24 protein-coding genes and 1 riboswitch are annotated in these 25,207 nt (G+C 70.8%); of the genes, 22 read left to right on the top strand and 2 right to left on the bottom strand.

The window, feature by feature from the left end:
• The first annotated feature begins 6 nt into the window (after window positions 1-6).
• The 14 genes from ODE13_RS02000 to ODE13_RS01935 all read left to right on the top strand — a co-directional run bounded on the left by ODE13_RS02000 (window position 7) and on the right by ODE13_RS01935 (window position 14,273).
• On the top strand, window positions 7-927 hold the full coding sequence (locus ODE13_RS02000) for a site-specific DNA-methyltransferase (RefSeq protein WP_322477762.1): 921 nt from the start codon (window positions 7-9) through the stop codon (window positions 925-927).
• Complete coding sequence (locus ODE13_RS01995) at window positions 924-1,781, top strand: ABC transporter ATP-binding protein (protein WP_322477761.1); 858 nt, start codon at window positions 924-926, stop codon at window positions 1,779-1,781. Before ODE13_RS02000 ends, ODE13_RS01995 begins: the two co-directional genes overlap by 4 nt.
• Entirely contained in the window at window positions 1,781-2,434 is a 654-nt protein-coding gene (locus tag ODE13_RS01990) for an ABC transporter permease (RefSeq protein WP_322477760.1), read from the top strand. The genes ODE13_RS01995 and ODE13_RS01990 overlap by 1 nt, the downstream gene beginning before the upstream one ends.
• Window positions 2,431-3,093 carry an ABC transporter permease gene (locus ODE13_RS01985; RefSeq protein ID WP_322477759.1) on the top strand — a complete coding sequence of 221 codons (663 nt, stop codon included), beginning with the start codon at window positions 2,431-2,433 and terminating at the stop codon, window positions 3,091-3,093. Before ODE13_RS01990 ends, ODE13_RS01985 begins: the two co-directional genes overlap by 4 nt.
• Before the next feature lie 22 nt (window positions 3,094-3,115).
• Window positions 3,116-4,075: an ABC transporter substrate-binding protein gene (locus tag ODE13_RS01980; RefSeq protein WP_322477758.1), complete on the top strand. Its 960-nt coding sequence runs from the start codon at window positions 3,116-3,118 to the stop codon at window positions 4,073-4,075.
• A 218-nt stretch (window positions 4,076-4,293) separates the two neighbouring features.
• Window positions 4,294-4,380, top strand: a riboswitch (SAM riboswitch).
• 3 nt (window positions 4,381-4,383) lie between these two features.
• Window positions 4,384-6,105: a nitrite/sulfite reductase gene (locus ODE13_RS01975; protein WP_322477757.1), complete on the top strand. Its 1,722-nt coding sequence runs from the start codon at window positions 4,384-4,386 to the stop codon at window positions 6,103-6,105.
• The gene (locus tag ODE13_RS01970; protein ID WP_322477756.1) at window positions 6,102-6,836 is read left to right on the top strand and encodes a phosphoadenylyl-sulfate reductase; all 735 of its coding nucleotides are present in this window, start codon (window positions 6,102-6,104) and stop codon (window positions 6,834-6,836) included. Before ODE13_RS01975 ends, ODE13_RS01970 begins: the two co-directional genes overlap by 4 nt.
• Window position 6,837: 1 nt before the next feature.
• A complete protein-coding gene (cysD, locus tag ODE13_RS01965; protein WP_179542187.1) occupies window positions 6,838-7,785 on the top strand; it encodes a sulfate adenylyltransferase subunit CysD in 948 nt (315 codons plus the stop codon).
• Window positions 7,785-9,146: a sulfate adenylyltransferase subunit 1 gene (locus ODE13_RS01960; protein WP_322477755.1), complete on the top strand. Its 1,362-nt coding sequence runs from the start codon at window positions 7,785-7,787 to the stop codon at window positions 9,144-9,146. The genes cysD and ODE13_RS01960 overlap by 1 nt, the downstream gene beginning before the upstream one ends.
• A gap of 3 nt (window positions 9,147-9,149) precedes the next feature.
• Window positions 9,150-10,295: an ABC transporter substrate-binding protein gene (locus ODE13_RS01955; RefSeq protein ID WP_322477754.1), complete on the top strand. Its 1,146-nt coding sequence runs from the start codon at window positions 9,150-9,152 to the stop codon at window positions 10,293-10,295.
• On the top strand, window positions 10,295-11,047 hold the full coding sequence (locus tag ODE13_RS01950; protein WP_179542190.1) for an ABC transporter ATP-binding protein: 753 nt from the start codon (window positions 10,295-10,297) through the stop codon (window positions 11,045-11,047). Before ODE13_RS01955 ends, ODE13_RS01950 begins: the two co-directional genes overlap by 1 nt.
• Entirely contained in the window at window positions 11,028-11,990 is a 963-nt protein-coding gene (locus tag ODE13_RS01945) for an ABC transporter permease (RefSeq protein WP_322477753.1), read from the top strand. The genes ODE13_RS01950 and ODE13_RS01945 overlap by 20 nt, the downstream gene beginning before the upstream one ends.
• On the top strand, window positions 11,987-12,814 hold the full coding sequence (cobA, locus tag ODE13_RS01940) for a uroporphyrinogen-III C-methyltransferase (RefSeq protein WP_179542192.1): 828 nt from the start codon (window positions 11,987-11,989) through the stop codon (window positions 12,812-12,814). The genes ODE13_RS01945 and cobA overlap by 4 nt, the downstream gene beginning before the upstream one ends.
• A 22-nt stretch (window positions 12,815-12,836) precedes the next feature.
• Window positions 12,837-14,273 carry an FAD-dependent oxidoreductase gene (locus ODE13_RS01935; RefSeq protein WP_322477752.1) on the top strand — a complete coding sequence of 479 codons (1,437 nt, stop codon included), beginning with the start codon at window positions 12,837-12,839 and terminating at the stop codon, window positions 14,271-14,273.
• 107 nt (window positions 14,274-14,380) lie between these two features.
• Here ODE13_RS01935 and ODE13_RS01930 read toward each other — a convergent pair whose 3' ends face one another.
• Together ODE13_RS01930 and ODE13_RS01925 are read right to left on the bottom strand one after the other, a co-directional pair.
• A complete protein-coding gene (locus ODE13_RS01930; protein WP_322477751.1) occupies window positions 14,381-14,746 on the bottom strand; it encodes a nuclear transport factor 2 family protein in 366 nt (121 codons plus the stop codon).
• A gap of 115 nt (window positions 14,747-14,861) precedes the next feature.
• The gene (locus ODE13_RS01925; RefSeq protein WP_322477750.1) at window positions 14,862-16,322 is read right to left on the bottom strand and encodes a glutamyl-tRNA reductase; all 1,461 of its coding nucleotides are present in this window, start codon (window positions 16,320-16,322) and stop codon (window positions 14,862-14,864) included.
• A gap of 73 nt (window positions 16,323-16,395) precedes the next feature.
• Here ODE13_RS01925 and hemE point away from each other — a divergent pair, with 73 nt between their 5' ends.
• The 8 genes from hemE to ODE13_RS01885 all read left to right on the top strand — a co-directional run bounded on the left by hemE (window position 16,396) and on the right by ODE13_RS01885 (window position 25,112).
• Window positions 16,396-17,577, top strand: a complete 1,182-nt coding sequence (hemE, locus tag ODE13_RS01920) for a uroporphyrinogen decarboxylase (protein ID WP_416210528.1) — start codon at window positions 16,396-16,398, stop codon at window positions 17,575-17,577.
• Window positions 17,574-18,983, top strand: a complete 1,410-nt coding sequence (gene hemG, locus ODE13_RS01915) for a protoporphyrinogen oxidase (RefSeq protein WP_322477748.1) — start codon at window positions 17,574-17,576, stop codon at window positions 18,981-18,983. The genes hemE and hemG overlap by 4 nt, the downstream gene beginning before the upstream one ends.
• 115 nt (window positions 18,984-19,098) lie before the next feature.
• Window positions 19,099-19,842, top strand: a complete 744-nt coding sequence (gene hemQ, locus ODE13_RS01910) for a hydrogen peroxide-dependent heme synthase (protein ID WP_322477747.1) — start codon at window positions 19,099-19,101, stop codon at window positions 19,840-19,842.
• 1 nt (window position 19,843) lies between these two features.
• Window positions 19,844-21,082, top strand: a complete 1,239-nt coding sequence (locus ODE13_RS01905; protein WP_416210510.1) for a ferrochelatase — start codon at window positions 19,844-19,846, stop codon at window positions 21,080-21,082.
• 14 nt (window positions 21,083-21,096) lie between these two features.
• A complete protein-coding gene (hemC, locus tag ODE13_RS01900; protein WP_322477746.1) occupies window positions 21,097-22,101 on the top strand; it encodes a hydroxymethylbilane synthase in 1,005 nt (334 codons plus the stop codon).
• Window positions 22,102-22,199: 98 nt separating this feature from the next.
• Entirely contained in the window at window positions 22,200-22,913 is a 714-nt protein-coding gene (locus ODE13_RS01895) for an ABC transporter ATP-binding protein (protein ID WP_322477745.1), read from the top strand.
• Window positions 22,910-24,211 carry an FtsX-like permease family protein gene (locus ODE13_RS01890; RefSeq protein ID WP_322477744.1) on the top strand — a complete coding sequence of 434 codons (1,302 nt, stop codon included), beginning with the start codon at window positions 22,910-22,912 and terminating at the stop codon, window positions 24,209-24,211. Before ODE13_RS01895 ends, ODE13_RS01890 begins: the two co-directional genes overlap by 4 nt.
• 85 nt (window positions 24,212-24,296) lie before the next feature.
• Window positions 24,297-25,112, top strand: coding sequence for a uroporphyrinogen-III synthase (locus tag ODE13_RS01885; protein WP_322477743.1), 816 nt, complete (start codon window positions 24,297-24,299; stop codon window positions 25,110-25,112).
• The last annotated feature ends 95 nt before the right edge of the window (window positions 25,113-25,207 follow it).

Genomic DNA, 25,207 nt, shown 5'->3' with positions numbered 1-25,207 from the left:
CCGAGGATGACCACCTTCGCCGTGGACGGGCCGTCGTTGGTGCTCGAGGGAGAGAACCTCGAACACCTGCGGCGGCTCCCCGACGGGGCCTTCGCGATGATCTACCTGGATCCGCCGTTCAACACCGGGCGGGCCCAACGGGCGGTCCGCACCACCACCGTCCGCCGTCAGGAGGGCACCGGTGGACGCGTCGGATTCGCCGGGCGCAGCTATGACACCTTTCGTGAGCTGCTGGCCCAGTATGACGACTCTTTCCCGGACTACTGGGAGTTCTTGGAGCCCCGCCTGCTCGAAGCCTGGCGGCTGCTCGATGAGACCGGAACCCTCTACCTGCACCTCGATTACCGCGAGGTCCACTACGCCAAGGTCATGTGCGATGTGATCTTCGGGCGGGACAGCTTCCTCAACGAGATCATCTGGGCCTATGACTACGGCGCCCGTACACGGAAGCGCTGGCCCACCAAGCACGAGACCATCCTGGTCTATGTGAAGGACCCCTCGAAGTACCACTTCGACTCCGAGGAGGTCGACCGCGAGCCCTACATGGCCCCCGGTCTCGTGACCCCGGAGAAGGCCGCCCGGGGCAAGCTGCCCACCGACGTCTGGTGGCACACGATCGTCTCCCCGACGGGCAAAGAGAAGACCGGTTACCCCACGCAGAAGCCCGTGGGCCTGGTCCGCCGCATGGTGCAGGCCTCCTCGCGCCCCGGCGACTGGGTGCTCGACTTCTTCGCCGGGTCCGGGACGCTCGGCGCGGCCGCCGTCGAGACCGATCGTCGGTTCGTCTGCATCGACTCCTCCGCGGAAGCCGTGGACGTCATGGCCTCGCGCCTCGAGGAGCACGCGGAGGTGCATCGGGCGCTGCGCGAGGACACTGCGGCAGATGCCGTCCTGGTCGGCGATGAGAGGGAGGCCCCGGCATCATGATCGAGTTCGACCAGGTGACCAAGACCTATCCGGACGGCACGACGGCGGTGCGCAGCTTCAGCCTGACCGTGCCCTCCCACACGACCACAGTGCTGCTGGGCTCCTCCGGCTGCGGCAAGACCACGTTGCTGCGCATGGTCAATCGGATGGTGGAGCCGACCTCCGGGGCGGTGCGCATCGATGGCCAGGACATCGCCGCCCGCCCACCGGTGCAGCTGCGGCGCAGCATCGGATACGTCATGCAGCACTCCGGGCTGATGCCGCACCGTCGGGTGCTGGACAACATCGCCACCGTGCCCCGGCTCAACGGGGTCTCCCGCGCGGAGGCGCATGGGCGCGCCAGGGACCTCATGGAGCTGGTGGACCTGTCTGCGGAGCTGGCGCAGCGTTTCCCAGGCCAGCTCTCCGGGGGGCAGCAGCAGAGGGTTGGTGTGGCGCGTGCGCTGGCCGATGACCCGAACATCCTGCTGATGGACGAGCCCTTCGGCGCGGTGGATCCTCTGGTGCGTGTGGAGCTTCAGGTGCAGCTGAAGCGGCTGCAGGAGGAGCTGCGCAAGACGACCATCTTCGTCACCCATGACATCGACGAGGCGCTCACCCTGGGTGACCAGATCGTGGTGCTGCGCGCCGGGGGAGAGGTGGCGCAGGTCGGTTCTCCCCGCGAGCTCGTGGAGGACCCGGCCGACGCCTTCGTCTCGCGCTTCCTGGGTCTGGAGGAGGGCCGGCGTCGCCTCCATGCCTCACCCCGCGCCGATGGCGGGTGGACCGTCACCGACGGAGTCGGGCGGCCGGTGGGACTGATCGACGGAGCCGCTGGCGCCGAGAGCCTGGGTCATCTGCCCGGAGAGCACTGATGGAGTGGATCCTGGCGAACCTGCCACGCATCCTCGGCCTGACCGCGGACCACCTTCTGCTCAGTCTTCCTGCCGTGGCGGCCGCGTTCCTGATCTCCCTGCCGGTGGGGCGACTCGCCGATCGGCTCGGGCGGCTCCGTGAGCCGCTTCTCGGCTCGGTGGGGCTGCTCTACGCGATCCCGTCCCTGCCGCTGTTCATCGTCCTGCCGATCCTGATCGGTACCGGTGTCCGTGACAGCCTGAACGTCATCGTCGCCCTCACCCTCTTCGGCCTGGCCCTGATGGCCCGTTCCTCTGCGGACGCCTTCGCTGCCGTGTCCGAGGACGTCCGGCTGGCCGCCACGGCGGTGGGCCACTCCCGGTGGGGCGGGTTCCTCACCGTGGAGCTTCCGTTGGCCGGGCCGGCGCTGCTCGCCGGGCTCCGGGTGGTGTCGGTGAGCACCATCAGTATGGTCAGCGTGTCCGCGGTGCTGGGGGTGACCAGCCTCGGATCGCTGTTCACCGACGGGTTTCAGCGCGGCATCGTGCCCTCGATCGTGGCGGGCATCGTGATGACGGTGCTGCTCGCCGTCGTCGTGGACCTGTTGCTGGTGGCGCTGGGTCGGCTGGTCATGCCCTGGCAGCGCCCCCGGAGCCGGGCAGGTGCGGCATGAACCAGCTCGTCGAAGCGCTCCACTGGGTGCTCAGCGCCGAAGCCTGGGCCGGTCCTGGCGGGCTCGGGGCGCGCACGGCCGAACACCTCTGGTACACCCTGATCGCGGTCGGACTCTCGGTGCTGGTGGCTCTGCCGGCGGGCCTGATCATCGGCCATACGGGCCGGGGGCGTGCCGTGGCGGTGCTCTCCACCGGAGCCGCACGCGCGCTGCCCACTCTGGGGCTGATCACGCTGGCCGCACTGGCGGTGGGCATCGGACTCACAGCGCCGATGATCGCCTTCGTGGTGCTCGCGGTGCCCTCGATCATCGCAGGGGCATACTCCGGGGTGGAAGCAGTGGATCGGCGGGTGGTCGACGCGGCCCGCGCACAGGGGTTGAGTCCCTGGCAGGTGCTGACCACGGTCGAGGTGCCGCTGGGGTTGAGGATGATCCTCGGCGGCATCCGCCTGGCGACGCTCCAGGTCATCGCCACAGCCACGCTGGCCGCTTACGTGGGTGCCGGGGGCCTGGGCCGGCCGCTGTTCCTGGGCCTGCGCAACCATGACTATGCCATGATGCTGGGAGCGTCGCTCATGGTCATCGCCGTGGCGGTCCTGGTCGACGCCATGTTCGTCATCGCCCAGCGGACGCTCAGGAGGATCCCCGGGATCGTCTGAGCCTCAGGAGAGGATGGTCCCCGTGCCCAGCCCCATCAGTGAATCTTCCGGCCCTCGCACCGTTCGTGTGCGTCTCGCCCTCTCCTTGGTCGGCGTGGCCGCTCTCGGTCTGACCGCCTGTGCAGCGGATGATCCGCTGGCGGAGGGCGGGGGTGGCGACGACGGCGGGGGAGAAGGGGGCCCGATCGTCGTCGGCTCCCAGCAGTACTACTCGAACACGATCATCGCGGAGCTGTACGCCCAGCGTCTGGAGGCGGCCGGCCACGAGGTGGACCGGCAGTTCGACATCGGCCAGCGGGAGGTCTACATGCCGGAGCTGGAGGCCGGGGACATCGACGTCTTCCCCGAGTACGCCGGGAACCTGCTGCAGTATGTGGACTCGGAGTCGGAGGCCGCGGACCTGGAGAGCATCCTGAGCGGTCTCGAGGAGGGCCTGCCGGAGGGGATCACCGCGCTGGCGCCTGCCGAGGCCACCGATCAGGACAGCTTCGTGGTCACCGAGGATTTCGCCCAGGAGCATGGGCTCAGCAGCGTGGGGGATCTGGCCGGGGTCGAGGAGGAGCTGCGGATCGCGGCGAACTCCGAGTTCGAGACCCGGCCCTACGGGCCGGACGGCCTGCAGGAGGTCTACGGGGTGGAGGTCACCCTGGTGCCGGTGGAGGACTCCGGAGGGCCGTTGACCGTGCAGGCGCTGCTGGACGGCGACGTGCAGGTGGCCGACATCTACAGCGCCGATCCCGCCATCGAGGCCAATGACCTGGTCATGCTGGAGGACCCTGAGGATCTGGTGCTTCCGCAGAACATCGTCCCCCTGGTCTCGGAGGCCGTGGATGAGGAGGCGGCTGCGCTGATCGAGGAGGTCAACGCGGAGCTGACCCAGGAGGAGCTCAACGGACTCAACGCCGTCAGCGTCGATGACCAGGCCGCGGCCGCGGACGTCGCCGCCCAGTGGCTCGAGGAGCAAGGGCTCGACGACGCCTGAGCACCTCCGCCTCTCATCGAGTGGGGGATCCACTGCCGCTATGGCGCCGATTTCGCCTGAAAGCGGTAGCGAATCCCCCACTCGACGGGATCGGCAGCGCGTCCGCGGCTCCGTCGCGACCACCGCGCAATCCTGAATGAACACATGAACATAGATGACGGCATATGACGTCTTATCTTCTCCTGTGCCCTGACGTGCAGTAGCGTGGTGCTCACCACCGACCATCCAGAGCGGCCGAGAGATCTGGCTCCACGACGCCGCAGCAACCCGGGAGAGCCGGGTGCTCACGCCAGAACCGATGGAGGAGCATGAGCACCGATGTGTCTGCCGTGTCCACTCGCCGGCCGCAGAAGCGCCCGAACGGACAGTGGAAGATCGATGGCACCGAGCCGCTGAACCACAACGAAGAGTTCAAACAGGACGACAACGGATTGAACGTCCGCGAGCGCATCGAGACGATCTACTCGAAGCAGGGCTTCGACTCCATCGACCAGGACGACCTGCGCGGCCGCTTCCGCTGGTGGGGTCTCTACACCCAGCGCCGCCCGGGAGTGCCGGCAGGCGCGCACAACTCGCTGCCGCCCGAAGAGGTGGATGACAAGTACTTCATGCTCCGGGTGCGCATCGACGGCGGCGCGCTGACCACCGAGCAGCTGCGGGTCATCGGGGAGATCTCCCGGGAGTTCGCCCGAGACACCGCCGACGTCACCGACCGGCAGAACATCCAGCTGCACTGGGTCGCCGTGGAGGACGTCCCGGAGATCTGGCGCCGTCTCGAATCCGTCGGCCTGGGCACCACCGAGGCCTGCGGGGACACCCCGCGGGTGATCCTCGGGTCTCCTGTGGCCGGCATCGCCGCCGACGAGATCATCGATCCCACCCCGGTCATCCAGGAGATCGCACAGCTCTACATCGGAGACCCGGAGCTGGCGAACCTGCCGCGCAAGTACAAGTCGGCCATCACCGGCCACCCCTCCCAGGACGTCGTCCATGAGATCAACGACTTCGCGCTGGTCGGCGTCGTGCACCCCGACCACGGCCCCGGCTACGACCTGTGGGTCGGGGGCGGACTCTCCACCAATGCCCGGCTGGCCGAGCGGCTGGGGGTCTTCGTCCGGCAGGAGGAGGCCGCCGAGGTCTGGCACGCCGTCACCCAGACCTTCCGCGACTACGGCTTCCGTCGGCTGCGGAACAAGGCCCGGCTGAAGTTCCTGCTGGCCGAATGGGGTCCTGAGAAGTTCCGTCGGATCATCGAGGACGAGTACCTCGGCCGGCGTCTCACCGACGGTCCGGCGCCCGCCGCCCCGGACACCCCGGGAGACCACGTGGGCGTCCACCGGCAGAAGGACGGGAAGTTCTACATCGGGATCACCCCCACGGTGGGTCGGGTCTCCGGCACGCTGCTGGTCCAGCTGGCCGATCTGCTCGAGAAGCACGGCTCCCACCGGCTGCGCACCACCCCCCACCAGAAGCTGGTGGTCCTCGACCTCCCGGAGAAGGAGGTCGAGGCCGCCTCCGCCGCGCTGGCCGACCTGGGGCTGGACCCCCGGCCGAGCGTCTTCCGCCGCTCCACCATCGCCTGCACCGGCATCGAGTTCTGCAAGCTGGCCATCGTGGAGACCAAGACCACCGCGGCTCGGACCATCGACGCCCTGGAGGAGCGCCTGGCCGACGTCGCCGACCAGATGCCGGTGCGGCTGACCCTGCACATCAACGGCTGCCCCAACTCCTGCGCCCGCATCCAGACCGCCGACATCGGGCTCAAGGGCCAGCTGCTGCCCGACGGCGACGGCGGCACGAGCCCGGGGTTCCAGGTCCATCTCGGCGGCGGGCTCACCTTCGTGGACCGCGACGAGGCCGGCCTGGGGCGCACCGTGCGCGGACTGAAGGTCACCGCCGAGGAGCTCGTCGACTATGTGGAGCTGCTGGTGCGTCGCTATCTCGCAGGACGCCAGACGGGCGAGACCTTCGCCCGATGGAGTCACCGCGTGGACGAGTCCGAGCTGCAGAAGGAGGCCGAGCCGGCATGACGGCCACGACTGACCCCCAGACCGACCAGCAGCTGCGGGCGCTGGCCGCCGCCGGCGCCGAGGAGCTCGGCTGGGACGCCCCTGCCGAGCAGATCATCGGCTGGGTGGCTCGGAACGTCGCCACCGCCGACGTCGCCGTCGCCTGCTCCATGGCCGACGCGGTGCTGCCGGCGCTGGTCGCCGAGCAGCTGCCCGGGGTGGATGTGCTGTTCCTCGAGACCGGCTACCACTTCAGTGAGACCATCGCCGCCCGTGACGAGGTCGCCCGCCGGCTGGACGTCAACGTCGTCGACGTGACTCCGCGGCTGACCGTGGCGGAGCAGGATGTCGAGCACGGCAAGGACCTCTTCAGCAGGGACCCCGCCGCCTGCTGCCGGATGCGGAAGATGGAGCCCCTCGGGGAGGCGCTGAGCGGGTACAGGCTCTGGTTCACCGGAGTGCGTCGTGACGAGGCGCCCACCCGCGTGGACACCCCGCTGATCACCTTCGACGAGCTGCACGGGCTGATCAAGGTCAACCCGGTCGCCCCCTGGACCTTCGACGACCTCGTCGACCACTCGAACCGTCACGACCTCCCGGTGAACCTGCTGCTGCAGAACGGCTACCCCTCCATCGGCTGCCGTCCCTGCACCCGCCCGGTCGCCGCGGGCGAGGACCCCCGAGCCGGCCGCTGGGCCGGCAGCGGGAAGGTCGAATGCGGCATCCACACCACCACCGCCACAGGAGCCTGAGATGAGCACCGCCACCGCCGCACCCGCCCAGCGGGCCGCCGACGTCGTCGACCTCACCGGCCAGTCCGCCCTGGCCCGGCTGGAGGCCGAGTCCATCCACATCATCCGCGAGGTCGTCGCCGAGTTCGACCGCCCCGCCATGCTCTTCTCCGGAGGCAAGGACTCGGTGGTGATGCTGCACCTGGCTGCCAAGGCCTTCTGGCCCGGGAAGATCCCGTTCCCCGTGGTGCACATCGACACCGGCCACAACTTCGAGGAGGTCCTGGACTTCCGGGACCGCACCGTGGAGCGGCTCGGCCTGAAGCTGGTGGTCGGCAGCGTCCAGGAGCTCATCGACTCCGGGGAGCTGGCAGAACGTGCCGACGGCACCCGGAACCCGCTGCAGACCGTGCCGCTGCTGCGCACCATCGCCCAGCACCGCTTCGACGCCGTCTTCGGCGGCGCCCGCCGGGACGAGGACCGCGCCCGGGCCAAGGAGCGCATCCTCTCGCTGCGTGACGAGTTCGGCCAGTGGGACCCGCGCAGCCAGCGCCCCGAGCTGTGGAACCTCTACAACGGTCGCCACCGCCCGGGCCAGCACGTGCGGGCCTTCCCGATCAGCAACTGGACCGAGCTGGACGTGTGGCGCTACATCGCCGCCGAGGAGATCGAGCTGCCCCCGCTGTACTACGCCCATGAGCGCGAGGTCTTCCACCGCGACGGCATGATCCGGGCCGTGGGGCCGCACAGCCTGCCCACCCCTGAGGAGCCCACGGAGCAGCTGCGCGTGCGCTACCGGACGGTGGGGGACATGTCCTGCACCGGGGCAGTGCTCTCCGATGCCGCGGACAACGCCGCGGTGCTGCGCGAGGTCGCCGCCGCCACCATCACCGAACGTGGCGCGACCCGCGCTGACGACCGGCTCTCCGAAGCTGCCATGGAGGACCGCAAGAAGGACGGATACTTCTGATGACCGCCACACTGTTCCGGCTGGCCACCGCCGGCAGCGTCGACGACGGCAAGTCCACCCTGGTGGGCCGCCTGCTCCACGATGCCCAGGCCATCCTCTCCGATCAGCTCGACGCCGTCGCACGCTCCTCCAAGGACCGCGGCTTCGGCGAGGACGGCGCGGAGCTGGACCTCGCCCTGCTCACCGACGGTCTGCGCGCCGAGCGCGAGCAGGGGATCACCATCGACGTCGCCTACCGCTACTTCGCCACGGATCGGCGCAGCTTCGTGCTCGCCGACTGCCCCGGGCACGTGCAGTACACGCGCAACACGGTCACGGGCACCTCCACTGCGGATGCGGTGGTGCTGCTGGTCGACGTCCGCCACGGCGTGGTCGAGCAGACCCGTCGCCACCTGGCGGTGGCGCACCTGCTGAGGGTGGAGCATGTGATCATCGCGGTCAACAAGATCGACGCGGTCGACCACCGGGAGGAGCCCTTCCGACAGGTGGAGGCCGACGTCGCCGGCATCGCCGCCGAGCTCGGAGCGGGCTCCAGCGGAGTCTCCGGAGCGTGCGCCCCGATCGTGGTCCCGGTCTCCGCGCTGCGCGGAGACAACGTGGTGGCGCCCTCGGATAACACCCCCTGGTACGAGGGCGAGGCGCTGCTGCCCATCCTGGAGCGGCTGCCCGACGCCGACCACGCCCGGCGCCGCACCGAGCCGCTGCGGCTGCCGGTGCAGACCGTCATCCGTCCCCATTCGGAGTTCCGCGGCTATGCCGGACAGATCGTCTCCGGCTCCCTGGCCGCCGGGGACGAGGTGCTGATCCAGCCCGGCGGGCATCGCACCGCGGTGACCGCCGTGCACCGGACCGCGCTGCAGGCCCGTGCCGCCGCAGAGCAGGGTGGAGCGAGTCTTCGCGCCGAGGCTCCGGAGTCCGTCGTGGTGGAGCTGGCAGGTCAGTTCGACGTCGCCCGAGGCCACCTGCTGGCCGCTCTCGAGGCTCCTGCCACGGAGCGTGACGAGCTGGCCCTGGCCCTGGCTTGGCTCGGCGACGGCGCGCTCACTCCGGGCGCCCGTGTGCTGGTCAAGCACGGCACCCAGACCGTGAAGGGCCTGGTCGAGGAGATCACCGATCGGCTGGACCTGGCCACGCTGACCGCCCAGCCGACCCGGGAGCTGGTCCTCAATGACATCGGGACCGTCACCCTGCGGCTGGCCGGAGCGCTGCCGGTGGACGACTACGCCACTGCCAAGCGCACCGGCGCGGTGCTGCTCATCGATCCGGACAGCGGGGACACCCTGGCCGCCGGCATGGTGCGTCTTCCGGTCCTCGAGGAGTCTGAGGACCAGGACGACGACGCCGCGTGGCTGGCGGGGTGAGCCATGCGTCGCGTCCGCATCACCTCTGAGCTGACGACTGCGCCCGACGGGCGGGTCCTCACCCGGGCCGCGGGGCCGCGGCGCGCGCTCGTGCTCGCCGTCGCCTCCGGCACCGCCCTGCTGGTGGGCAGCACCGCGGTGTTGGGAGCGACCTGGCAGGGAGAGCCGGAGCCTGGTGCGGAGATCTCCGCCGAGGAGCTCTACGCCGGGGACCAGCGGGCAGACTCGGTGCGACTGGGGTACTTCCCCAACGTCACCCACGCTCCCGCACTGGTGGGTCTGCAGGCGGAGCTCTTCACCGAGCATCTCGCGGGGACCGCCTTTCACGCCGAGACCTTCAACGCGGGCCCTGCAGCGGTGGAGGCGCTCACCGCCGGTGCGGTGGACGCCGCGTTCATCGGTCCCACCCCAGCGATCCACTCCTACGCCCAGTCGGCGGGGGAGAGCCTCTACGTGGTCTCCGGGGCGGCAGCCGGAGGAGTCCAGCTCATCGTCCGAGAAGGGATCGAGAGCCCGGAGGACCTGGCCGGGGCCGACCTGGCCACCCCGCAGCTGGGAGGGACCCAGGACGTCGCCGCCCGGGTGTGGCTGGCCGAGCAGGGCCTGACCGAGGACGTGGCGATCACGCCCACGGACAATCCGCAGGTGCTGCGGCTCTTCGAACAGGGCAGGATCGACGCCGCCTGGGTGCCCGAGCCGTGGGCCTCCCGGCTGGTGCACGAGGCCGGCGGGCAGGTGCTCGTCGACGAGCGGGACCTGTGGCCCGAGGGCCAGTTCCCCACCACGGTGCTCGCGGTGAACCAGGAGTTCGCCCAGACATATCCGCAGACGGTCAAGGATCTGGCGGCAGCCACGGAGGCCGCCGTCACCTGGCTGGACGACACCGACGAAGGCCAGGTGCACCGCACCCTGAACGCCCAGCTGGACGAGGATCTGGGCCTGGAGCTTCCTGCTCCGGTGCTCACGCGGTCCCTGGAGCAGCTGAGTTTCACCACCGATCCGCTTCAGGAGGCCTTCCCCCAGCTGGTGGAGGACTCCGAGACCGCCGGCACCGGTGAGGCCGTCGACGTCGGCGGCTTGGTCATCCCGGCACCGGGGGAGACCCCCACAGACCAGAACGGCGCCCCGGGCGTCGAGGAGGAGGACTGATGAACGAGGCCGTGGTCTTCGACGCCGTGGACAAGTCCTTCGCCGCGGGACCGGAGGTGCTCTCCCAGGTCAGCTTCGACATCGCCGAGGGAGAGTTCGTCTGCCTGCTGGGCGCCTCCGGATGCGGGAAGTCGACCCTGCTGAGCATGATCGCCCAGCTGGAGCGGCCCACCGGGGGCGCCATCGAGGTCACCGAGGGCGGGGCGGCGTTCATGTTCCAGGACCCCTCGCTGTTCCCCTGGCTGACCGCCGAGCAGAACATCATGCTCGCCCTGCGTCTGGCCGAGGGCCGCTGCCAGATCCGTCAGCGGAAGGCTCGGCGCGAGCGTGCGGCCGCGCTGCTGGATCTGGTGCGGCTCTCCGACCACGCCGGCCGCCGGCCCCACGAGCTCTCCGGCGGCATGCGCCAGCGGGTGGCACTGGCCCGTGCGCTGGCGCAGGAGCGGCCGGTGATGCTCATGGACGAGCCCTTCGGAGCCCTGGACGCCATCACCCGCTCCCTGCTGCACGAGGAGCTCCTGCGTATCTGGCGGGCCACCGGGCGCACCGTCGTCTTCGTGACGCACTCAGTGGACGAGGCGGTGCATCTGGGGCAGCGGGTGCTCCTGCTCTCCTCCCGCCCGGGCCGGATCATCGGTGAGTGGGAGGTCGAAGAGCAGGACCGTGAGGGCGCTCGGCGAGCAGGACTGGTCGACGAGATCACCGAGCGGCTGCGGAACGAGGTGGGGCGCCATGGTGGTCACGCGAACTGAGGAGCACGCCCACCACGGTGCCTCCCGGGGCACCGGGCAGGGCCTCGGCGGCGCCGAGGCGGGCACCGGCTCCCAGACCCTCCCTGGCGGGTCAGCGCCCGACGTCGCCGACGTCTCCCGCGGCCTGGACGCTCTGGAGCCCCCGGGTTCATCCGCCCGGAGGCGACTGGACCCGCAGTCGGTGCTGCTGCCGGTGGCCGCCCTCGCGGTGGTCATCGTCGCCTGGCAGCTCTACGTGATGACCGGCCACCGGCGTGGGGACCTGGTCCCCGGGCCCTTCGACGTCGCCGCCACCGCCTGGGAGCTCTGGCTCACCGGAGCGTTCTGGGAGGCGGTGAGCACGTCACTGGGGCGAGGGCTCACCGGATTCGCGCTGAGCATCCTCATCGCTACCCCGGTCGGGCTGATCATCGCGCAGGTGCGTCTGCTGCGGCAGGCCTTCGGCCCGCTGATCTCCGGGCTGCAGGTGCTTCCTTCGGTGGCCTGGGTGCCCGCGGCGATCATCTGGTTCGGACTCACCGACGCCACCGTGTACTTCGTGATCTTCATGGGCGCCATCCCCTCGGTGGTCAACGGGCTCATCGCCGGCGTGCGGCAGGTCCCGCCCCAGCACCATCGGGTCGGCCGGGTGCTGGGAGCCGGGCGATGGCAGATGACGACCCGCATCCTGCTGCCGGCCATCCTGCCCTCCTACGTCGGGGGCCTGCGGCAGGGCTGGGCCTTCTCCTGGCGGTCGCTGATGGCCGCCGAGATCATCGCCACCGGTGGCTCCATGGGCTACGGGCTGGGCACGCTGCTGGACCAGGGACGAGCGCTCGCCGACATGTCGGTGGTATTGACCGCGGTGCTGATCATCCTGCTGGTCGGGGTGATCGTGGAGCTGCTGGTCTTCGCCCCGATCGAACGCCGTCTGCTGAAGACGAGAGGACTTCTGGAACGATGAGAGAGACCACGAACATCCATCCCCGCACCTCGCGGACCGACGTGCCCGCTCCGGGCGGCCATGTGGCCCTGATCGGCGGAGGCCCGGCCCAGGCGGACCTGATCACCCATCGCGGCCATGAGCTGCTGCTGGCCGCCGACGTCGTGGTGGCAGACAGGCTGGGCCCCCGGGCCCTGCTGGAGGAGCTCGCCGAGGGCGTCGAGGTGATCGACGTCGGCAAGGCTCCGGGCTGCCACACCGCCACCCAGGACGAGATCAACGACCTGCTGGTGGACCGGGCGCTGCGCGGACTGCGGGTGGCCCGGCTGAAGGGCGGCGACCCCTACGTGCTGGGCCGCGGATCCGAGGAGCGGGAGCATTGCCGCCGCTTCGGGATCCCCGTGGAGGTGGTCCCCGGGATCACCTCGGCGGTCGGAGTCCCGGCGGAGGCCGGCATCCCGCTGACCCACCGCGGTCTGTCGCGCGGCTTCACCGTGATCACCGGTCATGACGACCTCGATGTGGTCCCGCGCTCCGAGCAGCACACTCTGGTGATCCTCATGGGTGTCTCCACCCTGCGGCGCACCGCCACACATCTGATGGTCAACGGTCATGACGCATCCACTCCGGTGGCGATCATCGAGTCAGGCGGCACCCCGGAGCAGCGGGTCACCCTGTCCAGGCTCCACGCGGTGGCCGACGTCGCCGCCCGCCGGAAGGTGGCCAATCCTGCGGTGATCGTCGTGGGTGCGGTGGTGACCTTGGCCGACGACTGGCCGCTGGAGCTCGACACCGACGCTCCGCTCTCGGGCCGCCGCACCGCGGCCACTGTGACCTCCCCCTGACGAACGAAGGACAGACAAGACTATGAGCACTGACATCACGCATCGCGTCGCCGTGGTCGGCGCCGGCCCGGCCGGCGTCTACGCCGCCGACATCATCGCCCGCTCGGAGCATGGCGAGCAGATCGCCATCGATCTCTTCGACCGCTATCCGGCGCCCTTCGGACTGATCCGCTACGGCGTCGCCCCGGACCACCCGCGGATCAAGGGCATCATCAAGGCATTGCACAAGGTGATGGACCGCGGCGGCATCCGGTTCATCGGCAATGTGGACTTCGGCACTGACATCACGCTGGCGGAGCTTCAGGAGCATTACGACGCCGTCATCTTCTCCACCGGGGCGATCGACGATGCCGCACTGAACATCGAGGGCATCGACCTCGAGGGCTCCTTCGGCGCGGCCGACTTCGTCTCCTGGTACGACGGGCACCCCGACTACCCCCGCGAGTGGCCGCTGGAGGCGAAGGAGATCGCGGTGATCGGCAACGGGAACGTCGCCCTCGACGTGGCCCGGGTGCTTTCCAAGCATGCTGACGACCTGCTCACCACCGAGATCCCGGACAATGTGTACCAGGGGCTGAAGGCCTCCCCCGTGACGGACGTGCATGTCTTCGGACGTCGTGGCCCCGCACAGGTGAAGTTCACCCCGCTGGAGCTGCGTGAGCTGGCGCACAGTCATGACGTGGACATCGTCCTGCACCCGGAGGACTTCGAGTTCGACGCCGGCTCTGACGAGGCGATCAAGTCCAACAACCAGGTCAAGACGATGGTCAACACCCTCACCAACTGGCTGGTGGAGCAGGAGGAGCGTGAGGAGGACCCGGAACACCGCCCGGCCTCCCGGCGGCTGCACCTGCACTTCCTGCAGTCCCCGGTGGAGATCCTCGCCGGCGAGGGGGATCGGGCCGGGAAGGTGGACGGCATCCGGCTGGAGCGCCAGGAGCTCGACGGCACCGGCAACGTCCGCGGCACCGGAGAGTTCCTCGAGTACCCGGTGCAGGCGGTGTATCGCGCGGTGGGCTACTTCGGCTCTCCGCTGGCGGACATCCCCTTCGACGCCGACCGCGGCGTCATCCCGCACGAGGCCGGACGGGTGCTCGGCGAGGACGGCCAACCGCTGCCCGGCGTCTACGCCACCGGCTGGATCAAGCGGGGGCCGGTGGGGCTGATCGGCCACACCAAGGGCGATGCGCTGGAGACGGTGGGCTGTCTGCTGGAGGACCTGCCCGCGCTGCCCGGCCGGACCGGGGGAGGGGAAGAGGTCGACGTCGTCGAGCTGCTCGAGTCCCGCGGGGTGGAGGTCACCTCATGGGATGGCTGGCTGCGGCTGGACGATCACGAGCGCACCTTGGGGGCGGAGTACGGCGAGCTGCCGGACGGCTCGGCCCGCGAGCGGGTGAAGGTCGTCGAGCGCGCGGAGATGGTGGGCGTCTCCCGCAGCGGCAGCGCCGTGCGTGTGTGAGGCGCCCCTAGCATCCGTTGAGCTGGTGAGTTTCCGCCCGAATCAGCGCTCACAGAGCCGCATAAGGGCGGAAACTCACCAGCTCAACGTGCTTTCGGGTGGGAACGTCAGTGGGTGATCGTAGTCTGCTGGTACAGGACCAGCCGGGCACGTCCGTCGAGCAGTCGGTATGTGCTGGACATGAGCGCCACGAACGGGTCCTCACCGGTGCGGGAGGCGCGGGCCCGATACATCAGCGCCGCACAGTCTGCACCCAGCGGGATCAGCGCCGGGTCGGTGATCTCGTAGGTGTCCCAGGCGGGAGCCCCATCGAGAGAACCGACGACGCCGTCACGGTCCAGCACCATACCGTTGACCAGGATCATCCGCGCGTCGGGGGCCATCAGGTCGCCGTAGAACGCGCCGCCCCGATTCTCACACAGGGCGTTCCAGCCCTCGTGCTCCAAGGTCAGCAGGGTCGAGAGATCGAGCATGAGGGCACGGTAGCAGCGGAGGCGATGTCCTGGGCACCGTGAGCGACCAGCGCCTCTCGCGCCGGGAAGAGCGGGGCCCGGAGACGGGGAAGGGAGATGCTGTGCGGGAAGGCCCTCAGGAGGCTTGGGCCTCGGCCAGCCGCTGGGCGATCGCGAGGCGCTCCACGGCGAACTCACCGGGGCGGTGGTGCTGGCAGAAGCCTCCGTCGGGGACCTTCTGCAGGTGCGCGGCCATCTGGGCCAGCTCCACGGGGCTGAACTCCTCGGCACGACGGCGCTTGGCCGGCTGCGCGCGTTCGGGCCTGTCCCGCGGCTCGACCTCCAGGCCGAACACGTCCTCCAGCGCCTTCACATAGTCCTCGGTGCGGCCCTCGGCGGCCAGCTCCCGGGCACGGACGGTGGGGGTGTGCAGCAGCTTGCGGACGATCCGCCGCACGGCGAACTCGACCTCCTCGGCCGCCGCGGTGCAGCCGTGCTGCCTGCGGACCTTCTCCATCTCCCCGTCCAGCACGGACTGGGTGTGGCGGCGCAGCGCCACGATGGCGTCGTCGGCGCTCCGCTGCTGACGCTCGGTCAGGTACTCCTGGACCGCCGACTGCACGACCTCGCGGGCCTGCTCCAGGGAGTCCTCGGTCTCGGAGGGGGCTGCCATCTTCACCGACTCCAGGGTGATCAGCTCGACGCCGGGCAGCTCGGCCACATCAGGGGTGAAGTCGTGCGAGAGCGCAAGGTCGATGATCGTCAGGTCCTTCTGGCGACCGGTGGGGCCGACCCCGGCCAGGGAGCGGATCTCCCGGGCGGTGATCTGCCGGTTTCCCCCCGAGCAGCCGATGATGAGGTCCGCGGAGGCGAAGGCCTCGGCCAGATCCTCCATCCTCAGCGCACGGGCCGCGGCACCACGCTCGGCGACGAACTGCTCAGCACGTCCGGAACCGGAGAAGACGGCGATGTCGTGCACCCCGCGTTCCTGCAGCTGGGCCAGTGAGGTGCCCGCGTAGGCGCCGGTGCCGACCAGCACGACGGAGGCGCCGCGATAGAAGGAGGCGCCGTCGCCACGCATGTCTCCGGCGATGTCCAGGGCCACCGAGACGATGGAGCGGCCGCGGGAGCCCAGAGCGGTGCGGGTGCCGACGTCCTTGGCGGTGCGGGTGGCGGTCTCGAACAGCCGGGTGAGGCTGCCGGAGACGGTGCCGGAGTTCTGTGCGTCGGCCAGGGACTTGCGCACCTGTCCGGCGATCTCCCGCTCACCGACCACTGCGGAGTCCAGGCCCGCACCGACCTCGAAGAGGTGGCTGACGGCGTCGTCCTCCACCAGAGTCCGGAACGTGGAGGCGATGGTCTGGCGGTCGACGCCGGAGGTCTCGGCCACCGCGTCGATGAGCTGCTCACGGCTGGACTCGACGGCGGCGGGATCGTCGGCGGGGGACTCGGCGTAGATCTCCAGGCGATTGCAGGTGGCCAGCGTGACGGCAGGCACATTGACAGAACCGGCCACTTCGGCCGCTCCTGAGCTGAGGATGCCGACGGTCTCGAGATCGAGATCGGCGTGGGTTGCCACCAGGGAGAACAGAGTCACGACAGAGTCAATTCTACAACGCGTCGTAGAAAGAGGCAGAATTGGGGGCATGTCTTCTGAAACATTCTCCGGCATGGCCGCCACCTCGCCCCTCACGGCACCCGTGCGGACCGTCGAGGTCCGCCGCGCCGCGGCCGGCAGGAACACCCGGACCGTCGGGTCCGCGCTGCCCGCCGACCATCCGCTGACCAGCGGCGTCACCGCGGACTCCCCGCTGCTCGTGGAGTACCGCGGTGGTCGCGACGCCGCGGGGAACCCGGCCCGCCCGGACCGCCGCCCGGTGTGGTTCATGCGACAGGCCGGCCGCTCGCTGCCGGAGTACCGGACGCTGCGCGAGGGCACCTCCATGCTCGACGCCTGCCTGGACCCGGAGATGGCGGCGGAGATCACCCTCCAGCCGGTGCGCCGCCACGACGTCGACGCCGCGATCTTCTTCTCGGACATCGTGATCCCGCTGCGCCTGGCCGGCATCGACGTCGAGATCGTCCCCAATGTGGGCCCGGTCCTCGGCAGCCCGGTCCGCACCCGTGCAGACGTCGAAGCGCTGCCGACGCTCGACGACGACGCCTTCGCGCCGATCACCGAGGCAGTACGTCGGACCGTGGAGCAGCTGGGCTCCACCCCGCTGATCGGCTTCGCCGGTGCGCCGTTCACCTTGGCCGCCTACATGGTGGAAGGGCGTCCCTCACGTGACCACCTGGGTCCACGCACCATGATGCACGCGGACCCGGAGACCTGGGACGCGCTGGCCTCCTGGGCCGCCGACGTCTCCGGCCGATTCATGCGAGCCCAGCTGATGGCGGGCGCCTCGGCGGCGCAGCTCTTCGACTCCTGGGCCGGTTCGCTGGGCCGGGACGACTACGCCGCTCACGTCCAGAAGCACTCCGCCGCCGCGTTCTCCCACGTCGCCGGCCTCGGCGCCCCGCTGATCCACTTCGGCACCGGCACCGGCGAGATTCTGGACCTGCTGAAGGAGGCCGGGGCTGACATCGTGGGCATCGACTACCGGGTGAACCTGGCCGAGGCCACCCGCCGCCTGGGCGCGGAGACCCCGCTGCAGGGCAACATCGACCCGGCGCTTCTCACCGCGGACTGGGACGTGCTGGAGGCCCATGTGCGCGAGGTCATCGCCGCCGGCTCCGGGGCTGCGGGCCATGTGCTCAACCTGGGCCACGGAGTGCCGCCGAGCACCGATCCGGAGGTCCTGACCCGGGTGGTCTCGCTGATCCACGAGATCAGCCCCGCGCAGCCATGAGGCGGCGGGTCGCCGTCGTCGGCGGGGGAATCGCCGGTCTGGTGGTCGCCTGGGATCTGGTCCGCGGCGGCTGCGCGGTGACCCTCCTCGAGGCCGGTCCCCGGCTCGGGGGAGCCATCGGCACTCATCGGCTGGGCGGCGTCGAGGTCGACGCCGGCGCCGAGTCCTTCGCCACGCGCTCCGCCGCGGTGCCCCGGCTGATCGGGGAGCTGGGCCTGCAGGACTCGGTCATCGCGCCTGATCCCTCCGGGGCCTGGCTGCAGCTGCCCGACCTCGCCGCGCCGCTGCCGGCCACCGGGATCCTGGGCATCCCCGCGGACCCGCTCGCCGCTGACGTGGTGCGCATCATCGGTGCAGAGGCCGCCGCGCGGGCGGCGGAGGATCGTGGGATGCCGGTGGATGCCTGGCGCGGACGTGAGGACATCACCGTCGGGGAGCTCGTGCTCGAGCGGATGGGCCCGGCAGTGCTGGAGAAGCTGGTCACGCCCATCGTCTCCGGGGTGCACTCGGCCCGGCCCGAGCAGCTCGACGCAGGCAACGCCGCCCCCGGGCTGGTCGAGGCGATGCTGCGCGAGGGGTCTCTGGCCGGAGCGGTGGCCTCGGTGAAGGCCCAGGCCCCGGCCGGCGCGGCGGTGAACTCGCTGCACGGGGGTCTCTCCACCCTGATCCGCGCGCTCGAGGAGGCGCTGCGCGCCCAGGGTGTCGAGGTCCGGCTGGGTGAGCGGGTCACGGATCTGCCGGCGCTGCTGAGCGCGCACGACCATGTGGTGCTGGCCGTCGACGCCCCGGCCGCCCTCCGGCTGCTGGAGCCTGTCGCCCCGCAGGCGTCCGCGCAGCATGACACCGGGCAGCACGACACCGGCGCCCCGGGTGAACCCGCTGCGTCCCGCGTCGGACGCGGCGTCGCCCTGGTCTCCCTGCTGCTGGACGCGCCCGAGCTGGATGCCCGCCCGCGGGGCACGGGGATGCTCGTGGCCCCCGGCGTGGACGGGGTGGGTGCGAAAGCCATGACCCATGTCTCCTCGAAGTGGCCCTGGGTGGCCGAGGCGCTGGGGCCCGGTCGGCATCTCGTGCGGCTCTCCTACGGGCGTGTCACGGACGTCCCGGGCACCGGTGCACTGGGCTTGGAGTCTGCTGATGAGCTCCTGCTCGCTGCTGCACGCGCCGACGTCGCCACGCTCTTCGAGCTGCCGCAGCTGGGGGAGCAGGTCCTGGAGGCCGATGTGGTGCGCTGGGAGAAGGCGCTGCCGCAGGCCTCGGCCGGGCACGCCCGGCGGATCCGAGGCCTGCGCGAGGAGCTGGCCGACTCGGCCGTCAGCGTGGTGGGTAGCTGGTTCGCCGGCACGGGTCTGGCCCGGGTGGTGCCCGACGCCCGGAGGGCTGCGGCGGAGATCCTCGCCACATGACCTCGGCGGTGACTTTGCGGAGCACCGAATTTTCTACAGAATGTAGAAGGACGATCCGGCGCCGTGTCATTCCCTCCCGCTAGGCTGGGACGGCGTCGAGAAGCAGGAGGAATACATGAGCTACGGTCGCAATGCCCAGAGGACCCCGGAAGAGGTCAACGCCTCGGGACGGGACTGGTACACCCTGTACACCGTCTTCGCCCGCGCGGACAGCTCCGATCGGGTCGTCCGCGGCCCGCAGGCCAGCCCTGAGGAGATCGCGCCGCTGGCCGAGGAGTTCGACGCCGTCGTCGCCGGCTTGGACCAGGACGAGGTCATCCTTCGCGGGGTCTATGACGTCTCCGGGATGCGTGCCGAGGCCGATGTCATGACCTGGCTGACCGGCCACTCCGCCGAGGCCCTGCAGGCTGCCCTGCGCCGGCTTCACCGCACCGCCCTGCTGGGCTCCTCGCGCATCGTGTTCTCGGCTCTGGGCGTGCACCGCACCGCGGAGTTCGCCCGCAGCCATGTGCCGGCCTTCGCCCGCGGCGTCGAGGCCGAGGACTGGCTGGTGGTCTACCCGTTCAACCGGTCCTATGACTGGTACCTGATGGACCCGAAGAAGCGCGGGGCCCTGCTGCGTGAGCACGGCATGCTCGGCCAGGAGTTCCCCTCCGTGCTGGCCAACACCACCAGCGCCTTCGCCCTGAACGACTGGGAGTGGCTGCTCGCCCTGGAGTCGCCCCAGCTGACCGACCTCGTGGACATGATGCGGCGTCTGCGGGAGTCGGAGACCCGATACCACGTCCGGGACGAGACCCCGTTCTACACCGGACGCCGCCTCCCCACCACCACCGAGATCGCAGAGGTGCTGCGCTGACATGAGCTCCCCGACGAATGACGCCGGCTTCGACCCCCGCCAGGGCTACGACACCGAGGGCGTCATGGCACCCAAACAGTACGATGCCGTCCTCCTCGCCTCCTTCGGGGGGCCGGAGGGGCAGGATGACGTGATCCCGTTCTTGCGCAACGTGACCCGGGGGCGGGGGATCCCGGATGAGCGCCTCGAAGAGGTCGCCACGCACTACCGGGCCAACGGCGGCGTGAGCCCGATCAATGCGCAGAACCGTGCGCTGAAGGCGGCGCTGGAAGCCGAGCTCGCCGCGCGCGAGATCGACCTGCCCGTGTACTGGGGCAACCGAAACTGGGCGCCCTACGTGCCCGAGACCCTCCAGGAGATCCACGACGCCGGGCACCGTCGGGTGCTGACCGTGACCACCTCGGCCTACTCCTGCTACTCCTCCTGCCGCCAGTACCGTGAGGACCTCGGGGTGGCGCTGCGCGAGACCGGGCTGGAAGGCCGCCTCGAGGTGGACAAGATCCGCCAGTACTTCGACCACCCCGGCTTCGTGAAGGCCTTCCTGCCGGGCCTGCAGGCTGGGCTGGCGCAGATGCGGGAGGCTGCGGGCCAGGACGGCAAGGTCCATGTGCTCTTCGCCACCCACTCGATCCCGAACTCCGACGCCGCCGCGGCCGGTCCGCGTCCGCTGGCCGCCGAGCTGGTCGAGCAGACCGGCGCCGCAGCCGGGGAGGCCAACGGCGCCGACGTGTACTCCGCCCAGCACCTGGCGGTGGCCGAGCTGCTGATGGCGATGGCACCCGAGGCCGAGGGCGTCGACTGGTCCCTGGTGTACCAGTCCCGGTCGGGCCCGCCCTCGGTGCCCTGGCTGGAGCCTGACATCAATGACGCCATGGAGACCCTCGCCGAGGAGCAGGGCGTCACCGCCGTCGTCGTGGTCCCGCTGGGCTTCGTCTCGGACCACATGGAGGTCCTCTGGGACCTCGACACTGAGGCCAAGGAGACCGCGGAGGAGCTGGGCCTGGACTTCGTCCGGACTCCGACCCCGGGCACTCACCAGGAGTTCGTGGGCGGACTCGTGGACCTGATCGGCGAGCGGCTCGCCCAGGCGGAGGACCGCCCTGCCCGGGAGGGGCTGACGGACTTCGGGCCCTGGTACGACGTCTGCCGGCCCAACTGCTGCGTGAAGGTCATGCTGGACGGTACGGAGAAGCCCACGGTGGCCGCGGTGGACTCCGAGGTCGGAGTGCCGCAGGCCTGATGGTGGACTCCCGCATGTTCCGCGTCGGTACGCGCGGCAGCCGGCTCGCGCTGACCCAGACCACCCTCGTGGCCGAGGCGCTCACAGCGGCCTCGGGGATGAGCCATGAGCTGATCACCGTGCGCACCGACGGCGACATCCTCACTGGTCCGCTCGCACAGATGGGCGGCACCGGCGTCTTCGCCTCCGCCCTGCGGCAGGCGCTGTTCGACCGCACCTGCGACGTCGCGGTCCACTCCCTGAAGGACCTGCCGGCCAAGGATCTCGACGGGCTGAGCATCGCCGCGGTCCCGGTGCGCGAGGACGTCCGTGACGCCCTGTGCTCCGCCGGGGATGTGCCGCTGGCCGACCTTCGGGACGGTGCCACCGTGGGCACAGGATCCCCGCGGCGCGCCGCCCAGCTGCTCGCGGCGAGACCTGATCTGCGGGTCGTGGACATCCGCGGCAATGTCGGCACCCGCCTGGCCCGGGTGAAGGGTCGCGAGGACGCCGCCGAGGTCTCCACCCAGGCGCCCGATGCCGCCCGCGGCGACCTGGACGCCGTCGTGCTGGCCGGCGCCGGGCTGCGCCGGCTGGGGCTGGAGCATCACATCTCCGAGCTGCTGGAGCCGGGCATCATGCTGCCTGCTCCCGGGCAGGGAGCCCTGGCGGTGGAGGTCCGCGCCGAGGATGTCGCCGTCGGTGCTCCGTTGGCCGCGGCGCTCAGCGAGTACGACGACGTCGCCGCCCGCCTGGAGACCACCGCCGAGCGGGCCCTGCTGGCGCGGCTCAACGCCGGCTGCTCGGCCCCGATCGGTGGACTCGCGAGGTTCTCTGAGGACACCGACGGCCCGGCGGTGCTGCAGCTGGACTCCATGGTCTGTGCCCCGGACGGTTCGGCCGTCCAGCGCGCGCGGGCCGAGGTGTCCTTCAGCCGCAGCGCAGAGTCCCTGCAGGCGGCCGTCGAGCTGGGCACCCGGGTGGCCGAGCAGCTGCTCGCCGAGGACACCGGGCTGCTGGCCCACGTCATCGACACCTGACCCCCCCCTCACGGTGGAGGGCCTCATCCTGCGGGATGAGGCCGGGTTCAGCCTGTGCTCCGATGCGCCCGGGGCCTCCGGCGGAGGATGCTGGAGGCATGATCACCACCGCCCCGCCTGTGCTGCAGGCGCACTCGCTCTCGAAGACCTATGGCTCCGCCCAGGCGCTCGTCGACGCCGGGCTGACCGTCCACCCCGGAGAATCGGTGGCCATCATGGGCCCCTCCGGCTCCGGGAAGACCACGCTGATGCATGTGCTCTCCGGCATCATCGAGCCGGACACCGGCGACGTCGTCTTCACCCCCGCACCGGGTCACGCGCCGGTGAACCTCGCCACCCGGACCTCCGAACAGCGGGCCCGGCTGCGCCGTGAGCACATCGGGTTCGTCTTTCAAGACGGTCTGCTGCTGCCGGAGCTGACCGCCCTGGAGAACGTGGCCGTCGCCCGCATGGTCGCCGGAGTGCCGCGGGCCCAGGCCCAGCAGGAGGCCGCGGGCTGGCTGGGGGCCCTGGGGCTGGCCGGCTATGAGCAGCGGCGCCCGGGACAGCTCTCCGGCGGTCAGGCCCAGCGGGTCGCCATCGCCCGCGCGCAGGTGACCGGCCCCGCCGTCGTCTTCGCCGATGAGCCCACCGGTGCGCTGGACTCGGCGACCTCCGAGGCGGTGCTGGATGCGCTGCTGGGCTCCACGGTCTCCCGAGGTGCCCCGCTGGTGATGGTCACCCATGACGAGGCAGTCGCCGCACGCTGCTCCCGGCTGATCCGGCTTCAGGACGGACGGGTCGTCCATGACTCCGCAGGGGTGCACGCATGAACCGGCTGTTCCTCTCCCGTCTCCTCTCCCAGCGTCAGGTGTGGGGGCTGCCGGTGGCGGCGTTCGCGATCACCAGCGGCATCGCCTATATGGTGATCGGCGGTGCCGGGTGGTTCTTCCAGCTCGAGGGGGAGCTGGCCGGGCTGTATCTGATGCTGGCCGCCATCGCGCTGGTGCTGCTGGCGGTGCCGATGGTGCTGCTCATGGCATCCTCCGCACGGCTGATGGCCCGACGGCGCGATGAGCGGTTCTCCAGCCTGCGGCTGCTCGGCGCCTCGAGCCGACAGCTGCGCGGACTGGCCCTGTCCGAGGCCGCGGTGCTGGCCGCCGTCGGCGTCGGGCTGGGTGCGGTGCTCTACCTGGCGCTGATGCCGCTGGTGGGTCTGCTGCCCTTCGCCGGCTCCCGGATCGGGACGGAGGGACTCTGGATGGGGCCGCTGGCGCTCGGGGCCACAGCGGCGGGGCTGCTGGCCGTGGCCGTGGCCAGTGCCGCCGCCGGGATGCGGCGCATCGAGATCACCCCGCTGGGGGTGCGCACCCGCACCCTGCCGGCCCGTGTCCATTGGATCCGGCTGCTGATCGCCGCCGTCGGCTTCGTGCTGGCCCAGGTGATCGCCCAGGTGGTCGGCGTCGGATCCATGGCGGTGCTGGTGGCCATGGTCCTGGCGATCATCGCCGTGCCCCTGGTGGCGGTGCATCTGCTCGGCCCCTGGGTGCTGAAGCTGGTGGCGCACCTCCAGCTGCGCCGGGCACGCACCGCGGAACGGCTGATCGCCGCACGCAGCGTGCTGGAGTCGCCGCAGCAGATGTGGCAGCAGATCGGCGGGGTCGCGATCACCACGTATGTGGGGGTGATCGCCGGCGCGGGGATGGGCCTGGCGTCTCTGGGGATGACTGGGGCGGATGCCGAGGAGCTCGTGCTGCTGGGTGACATCCAGCGAGGCGTGCTGCTCACGCTGGGTGTCTCCTTCGTGATGACCGCCTGCGCGGTGGGCATCAGCCAGACCGCCCAGGTGCTGGATCGTCGGGACCTCTACTCCTCCCTGGCGAAGGTGGGCCTGGAGCTCTCGCAGCTCTCGGCGATCCGCCGGCTGGCGGTGATGCGTTCGTTGATCGCCGTGGTGGTCATCGCGGTGATCGCCGCCGCGCTGAGCGCTCTGCCGCTGCTGGGCGCGGCCGTGCTGCTGGCCCCGGCCTCCACCGCCACTGTGGCGGGCGTGCTGATGGCCGGGGTGCTGGTGGTGCTGCTGGGCGTGCTGGCCAGTCGGCCGACGCTGCGCCGGGTCATCGCTGTCTGACGGCCACCGTTCCCGCAGCATACGACGACGCCGGGAGCCGCCCCTCGGCGGCCCCCGGCGGTGAGCGCGTGGCAGACTGTGGGGCATGCGCATCGTCCTCACCCGCTGGCCCCATCAGGCCGGCCGTCTGGAGGAAGGGCTGCGTGCGGCAAGGCTCGAGGTCGGCTTCCTCCCGCTCACCGAGCAACGGCTGCCCGCCGATCTCACCGTGCTGCGGGCCGCGGTGACTGATCTGGCCGAGGGTCGGTTCCAGTGGCTGCTGCTGACCAGTGCCACCACGGTCTGGGCGCTGCAGGAGGCCGGCTGGGACGGCGGCGTGCCCGAGGGCACCCGCATCGGGGTGACCGGCCCCGGGACCGCACAGGCGCTCCCGAGTGCCGCGCCGCAGGCCTGGATGCCCCACCAGGAGGCCAGCGCGGCCGGGATCCTCGCCGAGCTGCCCGCACCGCGCCCGGGGGAGCAGGTCCTGCTGCCGCAGTCCGCCCAGGCTCGGCCCCAGCTGGTCAACGGCCTGCGGTCCGCCGGATGGGAGGTCACCCAGGTGACCGCCTACGAGACCGTGGACCGGGTCCATGAGGGCACCCTGCCGCCGTCGGGAGCCGACGACCGGTGTGCCGGCGTCGTCGGCACCGCGGAGCTGGCCGGGGCCGAGGCCGTGCTGATCACCAGCTCCACAGCCGCTCGTGCCTGGGCTGGTCTCACGCTGCCCGGGGAGTCCGACACCCCCGCGCTGCTGGCGATCGGCAGACCCACCGCGCAGACGCTGGACGAGCTGCAACTCTCGGCCCGGATGCTGGAGGATGTCTCTGCGGCGGCCGTCCTCCGGGCGCTCGGCGTCGCCCCGGGCCCTGAGCGCGCACCGCACAGTCCGGTGGATCGCAGGCCGGGGACCGGTCACTAGAATGGAGGCGGTGCCGGTGCCGCCACCGTGGTGCTCCGACCGCCCGGCGTCAGCCGCAGCCCCTGCGCCGCAGGGCCTGGACCGGCGCCGCACTT

The organism is Nesterenkonia sp. HG001 (assembly GCF_034438835.1).
GTDB lineage: Bacteria > Actinomycetota > Actinomycetes > Actinomycetales > Micrococcaceae > Nesterenkonia > Nesterenkonia xinjiangensis.
The sequence above is the reverse complement of the archived record's forward strand: the minus strand, read 5'-3'. Positions and strand labels throughout refer to the sequence as shown.

What these genes read in the sequence shown, in the direction of transcription:
- ODE13_RS01995 (WP_322477761.1), top strand. Translation starts at nt 924, where the DNA reads ATGATCGAGTTCGACCAGGTGACCAAGACCTATCCGGACGGCACGACG.
- hemG (WP_322477748.1), top strand. Translation starts at nt 17,574, where the DNA reads ATGAGGCGGCGGGTCGCCGTCGTCGGCGGGGGAATCGCCGGTCTGGTG.
- cysD (WP_179542187.1), top strand. Translation starts at nt 6,838, where the DNA reads ATGAGCACCGCCACCGCCGCACCCGCCCAGCGGGCCGCCGACGTCGTC.
- hemE (WP_416210528.1), top strand. Translation starts at nt 16,396, where the DNA reads ATGGCCGCCACCTCGCCCCTCACGGCACCCGTGCGGACCGTCGAGGTC.
- ODE13_RS01960 (WP_322477755.1), top strand. Translation starts at nt 7,785, where the DNA reads ATGACCGCCACACTGTTCCGGCTGGCCACCGCCGGCAGCGTCGACGAC.
- ODE13_RS01905 (WP_416210510.1), top strand. Translation starts at nt 19,844, where the DNA reads ATGAGCTCCCCGACGAATGACGCCGGCTTCGACCCCCGCCAGGGCTAC.
- ODE13_RS01930 (WP_322477751.1), bottom strand. Translation starts at nt 14,746, where the DNA reads ATGCTCGATCTCTCGACCCTGCTGACCTTGGAGCACGAGGGCTGGAAC.
- ODE13_RS01975 (WP_322477757.1), top strand. Translation starts at nt 4,384, where the DNA reads ATGAGCACCGATGTGTCTGCCGTGTCCACTCGCCGGCCGCAGAAGCGC.
- ODE13_RS01945 (WP_322477753.1), top strand. Translation starts at nt 11,028, where the DNA reads ATGGTGGTCACGCGAACTGAGGAGCACGCCCACCACGGTGCCTCCCGG.
- ODE13_RS01935 (WP_322477752.1), top strand. Translation starts at nt 12,837, where the DNA reads ATGAGCACTGACATCACGCATCGCGTCGCCGTGGTCGGCGCCGGCCCG.
- ODE13_RS02000 (WP_322477762.1), top strand. Translation starts at nt 7, where the DNA reads ATGACCACCTTCGCCGTGGACGGGCCGTCGTTGGTGCTCGAGGGAGAG.
- ODE13_RS01970 (WP_322477756.1), top strand. Translation starts at nt 6,102, where the DNA reads ATGACGGCCACGACTGACCCCCAGACCGACCAGCAGCTGCGGGCGCTG.
- cobA (WP_179542192.1), top strand. Translation starts at nt 11,987, where the DNA reads ATGAGAGAGACCACGAACATCCATCCCCGCACCTCGCGGACCGACGTG.
- ODE13_RS01890 (WP_322477744.1), top strand. Translation starts at nt 22,910, where the DNA reads ATGAACCGGCTGTTCCTCTCCCGTCTCCTCTCCCAGCGTCAGGTGTGG.
- ODE13_RS01990 (WP_322477760.1), top strand. Translation starts at nt 1,781, where the DNA reads ATGGAGTGGATCCTGGCGAACCTGCCACGCATCCTCGGCCTGACCGCG.
- hemQ (WP_322477747.1), top strand. Translation starts at nt 19,099, where the DNA reads ATGAGCTACGGTCGCAATGCCCAGAGGACCCCGGAAGAGGTCAACGCC.
- ODE13_RS01955 (WP_322477754.1), top strand. Translation starts at nt 9,150, where the DNA reads ATGCGTCGCGTCCGCATCACCTCTGAGCTGACGACTGCGCCCGACGGG.
- ODE13_RS01985 (WP_322477759.1), top strand. Translation starts at nt 2,431, where the DNA reads ATGAACCAGCTCGTCGAAGCGCTCCACTGGGTGCTCAGCGCCGAAGCC.
- ODE13_RS01885 (WP_322477743.1), top strand. Translation starts at nt 24,297, where the DNA reads ATGCGCATCGTCCTCACCCGCTGGCCCCATCAGGCCGGCCGTCTGGAG.
- ODE13_RS01895 (WP_322477745.1), top strand. Translation starts at nt 22,200, where the DNA reads ATGATCACCACCGCCCCGCCTGTGCTGCAGGCGCACTCGCTCTCGAAG.
- ODE13_RS01950 (WP_179542190.1), top strand. Translation starts at nt 10,295, where the DNA reads ATGAACGAGGCCGTGGTCTTCGACGCCGTGGACAAGTCCTTCGCCGCG.
- hemC (WP_322477746.1), top strand. Translation starts at nt 21,097, where the DNA reads ATGTTCCGCGTCGGTACGCGCGGCAGCCGGCTCGCGCTGACCCAGACC.